General features: G+C 69.6%; 9 protein-coding genes. 5 read left to right on the forward strand and 4 right to left on the reverse strand.

Translation table 11 applies throughout. The features are described from left to right. The first annotated feature begins 288 nt into the window (after nucleotides 1-288). The gene (locus tag AC08OO_RS19490) at nucleotides 289-1,443 is read left to right on the forward strand and encodes a GntG family PLP-dependent aldolase (RefSeq protein WP_476618863.1); all 1,155 of its coding nucleotides are present in this window, start codon (nucleotides 289-291) and stop codon (nucleotides 1,441-1,443) included. Between the two features lie 153 nt (nucleotides 1,444-1,596). Here AC08OO_RS19490 and AC08OO_RS19495 read toward each other — a convergent pair whose 3' ends face one another. Together AC08OO_RS19495 and gad are read right to left on the reverse strand one after the other, a co-directional pair. Next, a complete protein-coding gene (locus tag AC08OO_RS19495) occupies nucleotides 1,597-2,394 on the reverse strand; it encodes a VOC family protein (protein WP_476611182.1) in 798 nt (265 codons plus the stop codon). A 308-nt stretch (nucleotides 2,395-2,702) separates the two neighbouring features. Next, nucleotides 2,703-4,103 (reverse strand): glutamate decarboxylase, encoded by a 1,401-nt coding sequence (gene gad / locus AC08OO_RS19500; protein ID WP_476611181.1) that lies wholly within the window; start codon nucleotides 4,101-4,103, stop codon nucleotides 2,703-2,705. Nucleotides 4,104-4,482: 379 nt separating this feature from the next. On the opposite strand from gad, the gene AC08OO_RS19505 reads away from it, so the two are divergent. From AC08OO_RS19505 to AC08OO_RS19515, 3 genes are all read left to right on the forward strand, one after another. Further along, the gene (locus AC08OO_RS19505) at nucleotides 4,483-4,647 is read left to right on the forward strand and encodes a hypothetical protein (RefSeq protein ID WP_476611180.1); all 165 of its coding nucleotides are present in this window, start codon (nucleotides 4,483-4,485) and stop codon (nucleotides 4,645-4,647) included. A 91-nt stretch (nucleotides 4,648-4,738) separates the two neighbouring features. After that, nucleotides 4,739-5,350: an N-acetyltransferase family protein gene (locus AC08OO_RS19510; RefSeq protein ID WP_476611179.1), complete on the forward strand. Its 612-nt coding sequence runs from the start codon at nucleotides 4,739-4,741 to the stop codon at nucleotides 5,348-5,350. 674 nt (nucleotides 5,351-6,024) lie between these two features. Further along, complete coding sequence (locus AC08OO_RS19515) at nucleotides 6,025-7,659, forward strand: mechanosensitive ion channel family protein (RefSeq protein ID WP_476611178.1); 1,635 nt, start codon at nucleotides 6,025-6,027, stop codon at nucleotides 7,657-7,659. A 134-nt stretch (nucleotides 7,660-7,793) separates the two neighbouring features. On the opposite strand, the gene AC08OO_RS19520 is transcribed toward AC08OO_RS19515, so the two are convergent. Further along, nucleotides 7,794-8,102, reverse strand: coding sequence for a GlsB/YeaQ/YmgE family stress response membrane protein (locus tag AC08OO_RS19520; RefSeq protein ID WP_011434649.1), 309 nt, complete (start codon nucleotides 8,100-8,102; stop codon nucleotides 7,794-7,796). Nucleotides 8,103-8,133: 31 nt separating this feature from the next. After that, nucleotides 8,134-8,667, reverse strand: a complete 534-nt coding sequence (locus tag AC08OO_RS19525) for a hypothetical protein (protein ID WP_476618864.1) — start codon at nucleotides 8,665-8,667, stop codon at nucleotides 8,134-8,136. 522 nt (nucleotides 8,668-9,189) lie between these two features. Here AC08OO_RS19525 and AC08OO_RS19530 point away from each other — a divergent pair. Further along, a complete protein-coding gene (locus tag AC08OO_RS19530; RefSeq protein ID WP_476611176.1) occupies nucleotides 9,190-10,707 on the forward strand; it encodes an amidase in 1,518 nt (505 codons plus the stop codon). The last annotated feature ends 329 nt before the right edge of the window (nucleotides 10,708-11,036 follow it).

Below are 11,036 nucleotides of genomic sequence, written 5' to 3' on the forward strand. Positions count from 1 at the left end.
TTGTCTCGCCACAACCTGTTGCGCCGGGAGTCTGGCAGACGAATGGCCTCACTTCCGATCTCACTTACCTGAATTCATCGCCGGTCATGTAAGAACTGCGGATCCCTCGGCCTCCATGTTGGGCTGGGCAGACACCGCCGAGCTGAGGAATGCCGAGGGCGAAGCAGCAGCAGGTCACGCACCCCTTCGCCGAGCACCCGGCCTGGGTGTACACCCAGGCTCGCACGCTCACCAACGGGCCGCCAATAGCCCGGAATGCCATGGTGCGGGTAGCTACCATCACAAGATATGATCTCCGATGCCACAGGTGACGGCTCTCCGAGGATCAACGGCGAAGGATTCGCGGCCGATCGGCCGCAGGTGGCGAACCGGCCGGCCCCGCCGCCCTCAGCCGGGCCCGTGGACCTGCGCAGCGACACCGTGACCCGGCCGACCGCGGCGATGCGCCGGGCCATGGCGGCGGCCGAGGTGGGCGACGACCACTACGGCGAGGATCCGTCCGTCCGCGCGCTGGAGGAGTACACCGCGGACCTGCTCGGCCACGAGGCCGCCGTGTTCGTGCCGAGCGGGACCATGGGCAACTTCGTCGCGTTGCGGTCCAGCGCGCCGGTCGGTACCGAGATCATCGCCGACACCGAGGCCCACATCGTCACCTACGAGCTCGGCGGGCTGGCCGCGCTCGGCGGGGTGCAGACCCGCACCCTGCCCGGCCTCACCGCGGCGGCAGACCTGGCGGACGTGGCCGCCGCGATCCGCGCGCACAGCGTCACCGGCAACTACGGCATGGTCAGGACCAGCGTGCTCGCCGTGGAGAACACCCATGCCCGCTCCGGCGGCCGGGTCTGGTCGCTCGGCCGGCTGGCGGAGTTCCGTGCCATCGCCGACTCCGCCGGCGTGACGCTGCACTGCGACGGCGCGCGGCTGTGGAACGCCGCGGTCGCAAGCGCCGTCCCGCCGCGGCGCCTCGCGGCCGCTTTCACGACCCTGTCGGTGTGCCTGTCCAAGGGGCTGGGCGCGCCGGTCGGCTCTCTGGTTGTCTGTGATACCGGCCGCGTCGGCACCGTCCGGGAGTGGCGCCGACGGCTCGGCGGCGGGATGCGCCAAGCCGGCGTGTTGGCCGCGGCCGGCCTGCACGCGCTGCACCACCATGTCGACCGGCTCGCGGAGGACCATCAACGCGCTGCCGAGCTCGCCGCGCTGCTGGCCGACGCCGCACCCGGCCGCGTCGACCCGAAGGCGGTGGAGACCAACATGGTGCTGGTCCAGGTCACCGACGCCGGGGCCGTCGCGGCGCGCGCCGCCGAGCAGGGCGTGCTGGTCGGGGCGACCGGGCCGACCACGCTGCGGATCGTCACCCACCTCGACGTGGACGACGCGGGCATCCGCCACGCCGGGTCCGTCCTCGCCCGCCTGTTGCGCGCCCAGCCGCCGGTGGCGGCCTGAGCCGGGTCCTGCCCGAGCCGGGCCGGATCCCTCATCGCCCGGGCCAGGATGGTCACTGGCCGACGGCGCCGACGGTAACGGGCCAGCCCTCGGTTCCCGCAACGACAGTGCCGTGCCCCAGGCACATCCGCGGCGGGAACCAGGCCGGGCGGGTCAGCTCGCGGCGGCGGGGGCGGGCTCAGACTTGGTCGGGCCGACCAGCTTGAACACGGCGCCGGTTGGGTCGGCGGCGACCGCGAGGCGGCCGTAGGGGGTGTCCTCGGCGGGCAGCACCACCGACCCACCGAGTTCGGCGGTCTTCGCGAGCGCCGCGTCGGTGTCCCGCACGGCGAAGTACACCGACCAGTGCGCCGGGACGCCCTCGGCCAGGAAGCCCGCCGCGTCCATGATGCCGGCAAGCGCGCCCTCGTCCTTGCCGAAGGTCGCGTAGCGGAACTCCGGGGTGTCGCTGACGACGTGAACGTCCCAGCCGAACACGTCCCGGTAGAAGCCGACAGCCGCAGCGTAGTCGCGGGTGAGCAGTTCGAACCAGCCGGGGGCGCCCGGCTCGGCAAGCACCCCGAAACCACGGTGCAGCCCCGGCTGCCACATGCCGATCGCCGCGCCGGCGGCGTCGGTCACGACGGCCATGACGCCGAGCTCTCCGACGACCATCGCCGGGACGATCACCTGACCCCCGTGGTCCACGACGGCGGCGACGGTCTTCTCGGCATCCGGCGTGGCCAGGTAGACCGACCAGCCATCCGGGACGGCCTCGTCCGGCTTGGGCATACAGCCGGCGACCTGGACACCGTCCTTCGTGAAGGTGAAGTACCCGCCGAACTCCTCAGCGGGATCCTCCGCCGTCCAGCCGAACAGCTCGCTGTAGAACGTCCGAGCCCGGGCCGGGTCGGAGGTCATCAGGTCGACCCAGCAGGGCGCTCCAGCCGGGGCGGTCTCTCGCGTGGGCATGATGTGCTCCTTCGTATCGTGCGGACCCGTATCAGGCGGACCGTGCCACATCACCTTGGACCCCGGCACCGACAAAAATTCCTCGGCGGCCCGCGGCGCCTCTCCGAGCTCCAAGTGCTGCCGCGTGGCATCACGCCCAAGGTGCTCCCCGAGTCCCTGCGCGGCCTGGGACGCGACGGCCTCCCCACCGGTCCACATATGTGGAGGTACCCCCGCTGTGGAGGTACCCCCGCGGATCGAGTACACACTGACCCCCCTCGGGCACTCGGTCGTCTTCGGCGGGTTCGCCCCCGCGCCCGGCGCCCGGCTCAGTGGTGGAACGATGACTCGCCTGGCCGGTCGCCCGCGGTGCGCCGGCCCGGATGGGCCAGCCGGTCCACCACCCGGCGCAGGTCGGCGATGAGCAGCCCGGCGAGGTCCCGGCTGAACTCGTGACGCACGACGACCCGCAACACCGCGAGATCGGTCAGCCCCGGCGGGAACCGGTAGGCGGGCACCAGCCAGCCACGGGTGCGCAGCAGCTCGGAGATGTCGAAGACGGTGTAGTCCGTGATGTCGCCACGGAGCTTGAACGCGAACGCCGGAATGCCGCTACCGTCGGAGACCAGTTCGAACGGCCCCATCGCCGCCACCTCGGCGGCCAGCCAGCGGGCGTTGTCCCGACACGCCTGGGCCACCCGGCGGTAGCCCTTATAGCCCAGTTGCAGCAGGGTGTAGTACTGCGCGACGACCTGGGCGCCCGGCCGGGAGAAGTTCAGCGCGAAGGTCGGCATCGTCCCGCCCAGATAGTCCACCTGGAAGACGAGTTCGGCCGGTAGATGCGCCCGGTCGCGCCACAGCACCCAGCCCACCCCCGGATAGACTAGGCCGTACTTGTGCCCGGAGGTGTTGATGGATACCACCCGGTCGAGCTGAAAGTCCCAGACCAGATCGGGGTCGCAGAACGGGGCGATGAACCCGCCGGACGCGGCATCTACGTGTACCGGAACATCGGGCCCTCCGGAGGCGGCGAGGTGGTCCAGCGCGGCCACGATCCCGGCGACCGGCTCGTAGCTGCCGTCGAACGTCGAGCCGAGGATCGCCACCACGCCGATGGTGTTCTCGTCGCAGTGCGCCACGGCCTCGTCGGCGGTCAGATGCGTGCGCCCCGGCGCCATCGGCACCAGCCGTGCCTCCACGTCCCAGTACCGGGCGAACTTCTCCCAGCACACCTGCACGTTGACACCCATGACGATATTCGGCCGGTCGGCCGGGGCGCCGGCGGACCGGCGACGCGCCCGCCAGCGGCGGATCATGGCAAGCCCGGCGAGCATGCACGCCTCGGACGACCCCGTGGTCGAGCAGCCGACCGCGTGCTCGGCGTCGGGGGCGTGCCACAGGTCGGCGAGGATGTTGACGCAGCGTTCCTCCAGCGCCGCCGTCTGCGGATACTCATCCTTGTCGATCATGTTCTTCGGGGCGCACTCGGCCATCAGCCGGTCGGCGTACGAGTCCATCCAGGTGGTCACGAACGTGGCCATGTTCAGCCGCGCCTTGCCGTCGAGCATCAGCTCGTCGTGGACGATCTGGTAGGCCGTCTCCGGCGCAGTCGACTCCTGCGGCATCCGGAACCGCGGGACTACGACCTCCTCGCCCAGCCGGGCCAGGTGCGGCCGTACGTCGACCGTCTCCTCCGCCCGATCACCACTCGCCTGACGATGTAGAGCCATCCTGGATAAACCTCCTAGCCGCGCCGCTGCGATACCGGTTTCAGGCCATGGCCCCCGAGCGGCGCAGCGAGCGGAGCACCTGCTCCTGCTGATGCGGGAGCAGCGTCGGATCGCGTGCGCCGAGCGCGCGCCGCAGCAGGTCGTCCGCTCGAGTGTCCTCGCCGGCAGCCGCGCCACATCAGCGGCACGCCACCGGACCGGACCGCTATCCGGCCCGCCCGGCAAGGCGACCGTACCGGCCGCGACCGGCACAAAGTAGCTCGACGGGCACGCTCGATGTTGCCAGCGGTGGACCACTTTCGACTTCTCTCCGCTGCCGACCAATCCGAAGGTTCCCCACGGTGTGTTTCTCGTATAGATCACCTACACCGATGGGGCGGTGAATCTCAGCGGCGAACGCTGGATCAACCACCCGGACGGCTATGCCATGACGAATCTCTCCGTGCGGCCCCGCGCCGACCATCCCGATCAACTGATGGACCGGGTTCATCTGCAGGGATGCAGCGGTTACGCCGTCGACCCGATCTTAAAACCCGGCCGGTGACCGAACCACCGAACGCCAGGATGGGTGACTGCCGCGGGTTCAGCGCTCCAGGCCGTTACCTTCCGGCCCGGTGAACAGGCAGGATCGATCTGTGCGGACACGGCGGGCATCAGAGGAGGACTGGGGCGCGATCTGGCCGATCTGGCGGGCCGTTGTGGTCGAGGGCGAGACTTGCGCCTGGACACCGGACACCGACGAGGACGTCGCGAAAAGCGCGTGGATGCTGCCCCCGCCGGCCGAGGTTCTGGTGATGGAGGAGGACGGCCCGGGTGACACCTCGATCGTCGCGACCGCGCTGCTCACACCGAGTCAGCCGGGTCTGGGAGATCATGTCGTCCAGGCGATGCTGCTCGTTGATCCTAAGCGGGTGGATCACGGGGCTCCGCGCGGCGGGGCCGGAATGTACCGGGGCTACGGGCCGTACGGGGGACGTAGCTACTACGGCGGCCGGGGAGCCGAAGGCGACCGCTGGGAGAGCGTCAGCCGGCAGGCCGCGGAGCAGATGATCGAGTACGCGGCCGATCTCGGCTACCGGGCAATGCAGCTCAACGCCGTCGTCGCCGCCAATCCACGGTTGGTCGCGCTGTGGCGCTCGCTGGCGTTCCGCCTCGTCGGGACCCTTCCGGCGGCCTTCCGCCATCCTTGGCTCGGCGACGTCGACCTCCACGTGATGTACCGCTTCCTGCCCCCCCGGGAACATTGATCTAGCGACAACTGCTACGAACACCGGCGTCTCCACGTAGGCGGGGCGATACCCCAGGTCCGCCAGCGACACACTCCCATACCCCTTCCACACCTGGACAAAAGATTCTACAGCAGGAGCATCGCCTCCAGTCCCACTTTCGCCGCCGTGAATGGGTGGCGGTCGCATTCTGGAACACGTCGAACTCGACGTGTTCCACCACGGCAGGCTCGGCGCCGAGCAGTTGACACCATATCTTGCAGACCCGCGTACCTTTCTTCCCTGCCAGGTAGCTATTTTCAACGAGACACAATCTGGCGACGGAGGACGGCGTGTTTCCGCGAAGGACCCGTTCGTGTCACGATCACACCTATGGCGACGCCGGTAGAACCACGTTTTTCTTGTCCGCACCACACGTCTATATTCGTGAACGAAGTCGGATGGGGACCCACCGCAATCGTCCGCCCCACCCTTCAGGCAGACGTGATTCGGATCACTTCATTGGATCTGAATGTTCCGGGCAGACCAACCCCATGCATGTGACTGCTACGCCCTCGCTGCGACTGCCATCGGAGCCCTGCGCTGGGCCCCGGCGCGGGGAACGGCAACCGGGCACACCGTGACCCGGACCCGTATCCCAGGCCGACATCGAGCCTTTTCATCCCTGACCATGGCCCAGGACGAGGAGCCTGTCTGTGCGTCTGAGCGCCGCGCCCGATCTGTCCTTCTCCGACATGCAATCGACCGTCGCCGTCCTGACGATCCTGGGCGGTGCGGTCCTGCTGGCCCTGGCCGTCTCCGTATTGCTGCACCGCATGGCCAGACGGATCGGCCGCCATTCGGAGATCGTCGCCGATCTCGCACAGCGCGGTAAGCGGCCGACGCGACTCACGCTCGTGCTGGTGGCCCTGCTCGTCGGCCTCACCTCCACGGCTGAACAGACCTGGACCGGGGCAGCCCTGCGAGTGTCTAATGTCGCCCTTATCGCTGGAATCGCCTGGTGCGTCACGGTGCTCGCGTTCGCCTTCGAGGACCTCGCGCTCGCCCGCTACCGAATGGATATCGTCGACAACCGGCATGCCCGCCGGGTGCGCACCCAGGTCACCCTGCTCCGACGGATCACGGTGGCCATCATCTCGATCATCGCGGGCGCCTCGATGCTCATGACGTTCCCGAGCGTCCGCGTCGCCGGTGCCAGTATCTTCGCCTCGGCCGGCGTGGTCGGCATCGTCGCAGGGTTGGCCGCCCAGACCTCACTGTCCAACGTCTTCGCCGGACTCCAACTGGCTTTCACCGACGCCATCCGGGTCGACGATGTGGTGGTGGTCGAGAAGGAGTGGGGCAGGATCGAGGAGATCACTCTCACCTACGTCGTCGTCCACATCTGGGATGACCGGCGGATGGTCCTTCCGTCGACCTACTTCACCACGACACCGTTCCAGAACTGGACCCGCAAGGAGTCCGCGGTCCTCGGTGCCGTCGAGCTGGACCTGGACTGGGCAATCCCGATCGACGAGATGCGGGCCGAGATGCACCGGGTCCTGGACGCCACGGACCTGTGGGACAAGCGAGTCTGCGTCCTGCAGGTCACCGACGCCATCAATGATCGCATCCGCATCCGCGTCCTGGTCAGCGGCAAGGACGGACCGACCGTGTTCGACCTGCGCTGCCACATGCGTGAGGCACTCGTCCGATGGGTGCAGCACAACCATCCGATAGCTCTGCCCCGGACCCGCATCGAGTTCGACGCCTCCGCGCACCTGCTCGGTCTGCGCATCCCGGATCAGGGCCGGGCCGATGACCGCGACGGCCGCCACCCCGATCCGTCCGGCAACGGCCGGCACAACTATCCCCACGGCCGCGACCATCCCCACGGCGACCATCCCCACGGCGGGTCCGATCGGCTCCGCAAGACGAACGGCATCCGCCGCGGCGAAGAACCAGCGCGGGCGGTTCCCGTCCCAGTGCAAGGTCTCCTCTCCCCCACGATCATGGATGCCACGAACTCGGCCGCGGTTACCGCCGCCGGCAGCGCGAGCCGGGAGGCGGAGACCGGTACGGACGGCGGGACGAGCACCGCGCCCACGGGTGCGCCCGCCGACGCCGCCGAGGACGCCCGGCTGTTCTCCGGCGCGAGTGCCGACGCCGCGGAACGGGCGCGGAACTTCAGCGAGACCAGCGAGACCAGCGAGACCAGCGAGACCAGCGAGCATGACAGCCCCGCTTCTTCTCCACCGCCCCGCGACGACGATGACGACGCGGCGCAGCCGGGGGAATCGACCCGACGCCAAACGACACCACAGGCGCCAAACGACACCACAGGCGCATAACGACACCACCGAAGGCTCCGGCCCAGCTCCTCCGCAGGTGGAGGACCCAGGCCGAAGCAGGCGTCGGGTCAGAGCAGGTGCTCTGTGTGCTGCTGACCGGATCGCGGTCACCCGGTCGCCGGCGGGTATCGCGATTACCGGCGGGCGTAACGACGGCTGCGGGTCGACCCCGACCGGCCGCCGTGGCCCCCCACGTTCCGCCACACCAGGAGAACCAGGATGGCACCGATGATGGACCCGAGAATGCCGGACGGCTGTAGAGCGCCTTCGCCGACATCCTTATTGAACAGGACGTAGCCGAGGAATCCTCCGACGAAAGATCCGATGATTCCCACCACAATGGTGCCGAGAATCCCGATGGGATCCCGGCCGGGCAGCAACACGCGTGCGACGGCCCCGGCGACAAGTCCGAGCAGAATCATGACGACGATGAAGGTAATCATTAGTTTTCTCCCTACGAGGTGGTTGGATTACTCATCCCCGGCGCCGCCGTCCCCGCCAGACCACCAGCAGCAGCACCACCGTGCCGGCCAGGAGCCCACCCGTGGCCTTCGGGTTGCTCCGCATCCGCTGCCTGACGGACCGCGCGGCTTTCCCGCTGGTGGCGAGGGTCTTCTCGGCCGCCCCCTTCGTCTTCTCCGTGGCGACCGACACATGGGGAGCAAGAGTCTGGACGGCCTCGTTGACCTTCTGGTGCACCTCGGCGGCTCCGCCGGCCACTCTGGCCCTGGTGCCCGGGGTGCTGGCCGCGGTGCCCGGGCCGGCCAGGTCCGGGTCGCTGACGTTTCCCGGGTCGCTGACACGTGAGGCGGAGGTGGTCGCGGCGATGACGTCGGGGCTCGGCGCCGGGGAAGCGTGACCGTTCAGGCCGGGTGCCGGGCCGGCACCTACCCTCTCGGTACCGGTCGGGACCGGGGGGCGCGCGAACGGAGCCGTGGTCGTGTCGTCGGCGGGAAGCGGCGCGGTCCGTGCGGGCTCCGGCATCACTGAACTCGGGTCCGTTGGCATCGTTCGGTTCCTCCCTGGAAGGTGTCGGTGTCTGACCTGGAGACCGGGTCCGATCTGGAATCAATGGCTGAGCTGGTCAACGGCTGAGCTGGTCAACGGCTGAGCTGGCATCACGCTCGGCCCGTCCGACCGGGACCGACCGGGACCGACCGGACCACCTCGCCGAGCCACATCTGCGATCAGGCCACATCTGCGATCAGACCTGCCGCCGGCTCCCCGTGGCTCGCGGAGAAACCCGACCGGGCGGGATGTTCACTAGCCGTACTTCTCATCGTCATACCCGGAATCAATGTGGATAACCCGATGTAGACGCCCTGACAGGACACGAGGCCGCGTCACCGATGCCCAACACTATCCACAAGCACATAAATGCCATATAGCGGCCAATATATCGATCATGGATCATCTCTCCCCAACCTGCCCACAGCAGGGGACAATGGGAGGTATCAGGCGATCGACGGTGCGGACGACCCGGCGTCGGCTACGGTTCGGACAGCAGCCATGAGCGTCAGGGGGTGGCTGATGTCGGATGTGCCCACAATGCCCTCCGCAGCCGACCGGAACGGCCCGCTCGAAGGCATCCGCACACTGGCCGCACGCCTCGCCTCCGGCGAGATGACGTCCCGCGAGCTCGTCGAAGCCGCGTTGGCCCGGATAGCGGCGACCCAGGCCACCCTTAACGCCTTCCGCTGGGTACGGGCCGAGGCGGCCCTGGCCGAGGCCGAGGCGGCGGACGTCGCGCTCGCCGCCCGCGGGAGCCGTCCCGGCCGGTCCGGCCGACCCGGCCGGGACGCCCGCGGCGGCTGGTGGAGCACGCCGGGATGGCGACCACTACTCGGCGTGCCCATTGCGATCAAGGATGACACCGACCTGACCGGTACCCCCACGGCCTTCGGCGCCATGGGGGAGTTCCCCCCGGCGGTCCGGGACAGCGAGATGGTGCGACGGCTGAAGGCTGCCGGTGCCATCATCATCGGCAAGACCAACACCCCCGAGTTCGGGCAGTGGCCGTTCACCGAGGGCCAGGCGTTCGGGGTGACCCGCAACCCGTGGGATCTCGACTACTCTCCCGGCGGCTCCTCCGGAGGCGCGGCGGCCGCGGTGGCCGCGGGGCTGGTACCGGCGGCGATCGGTTCGGACGGGGCGGGCTCCGTGCGCATCCCCGCCGCCTGGACCCACCTGGTCGGGATCAAACCGCAGCGGGGGCGCATCTCGAGCGCCCCGGTCCGCGAGCAGTTCAACGGGCTCACTGTCTACGGCCCGCTAACCCGAACCGTCGCCGACGGGGCCCTGCTGCTCGACGTCCTGTCCGGCAGCCTGCCCATCGACCGCGCTCGACCGCCGGCGCCGGCCGAGCCGTTCCTCACCGCCGCCGGCCATCCCCCTCCCCGCCTGCGGATCGGGCTCTCCCTGCACCACCCGTACAGCGGGATGCCGGTGGCTCTCGATCCGGCCGTCCGGGCCGCCGTGGAACGGATGGCCGAGATCCTGGCCCGCTGCGGGCATGACATCGTGCCGGTGGAGCCGCCCTACGGCCTGCTTGGCACGATTTTCCTGCCGCGGTCCATGGACGGCATCCGCGACTGGGCCGGGCGGGTGCCCGATCCCACCCTGCTCGACCCGCGGACCATGGCCAACGCGCGGACCGGACGGATGCTGCGCCCGTTCCTCCCGCTGACACGCGCCGCGGAACCACTGGCCCGGCTCAACATCGGCCGCGTCTTCCGGCGGGTGGACGTCATACTCGCCCCGACGACCGCCACTCCGCCGCCCCGGGTGGGCGAGCTCAACCGGGAGAGCAACTGGGCCACCGACCAGGCGATCGTGGCGGCGTGTCCCTACACCTGGCCGTGGAACGTCCTCGGTTGGCCGGCCGTCAACGTACCGGCCGGACGCACCGCGGCGGGACTGCCCGTCGGCGCCCAGTTGATGGGGCCGGCGAACAGCGAGACCCTGCTGATCTCCCTCGCGGCGCAGGTGGAGGACAGCGAGCGCTGGCACCTCCATCAGCCGGGAGAACGCTCGGCCCACGCGATCTGACGATCTGACCCGACGGGCACCCGATCCGACCTGGTCCACAGCCCGACCTGGTCCACGGCCCGACCTGGTCCACGGCCCGACCTGGTCCACGGCCCGACCTGGTCCACGGCCCGACCTGGTCCACGGCCCGACCTGGTCCACGGCCCGACCTGACCTTATGGGTAGCGGGGTGTTACCGAACAGCCGAAATGCGAGGCCCTCTCACGGGATCCCGATCCGGCCGGGACAATGACCCATGCGAAGACGTCGTTCAGGCGCTGGCGGACCCGGCGGACTGAGCGGACCCGGCGGACTGGGCAGGCTCGGCAGGGTGGAGGGGCCCGGCAGGG

The organism is Frankia sp. CeCAU1, assembly GCF_977971845.1.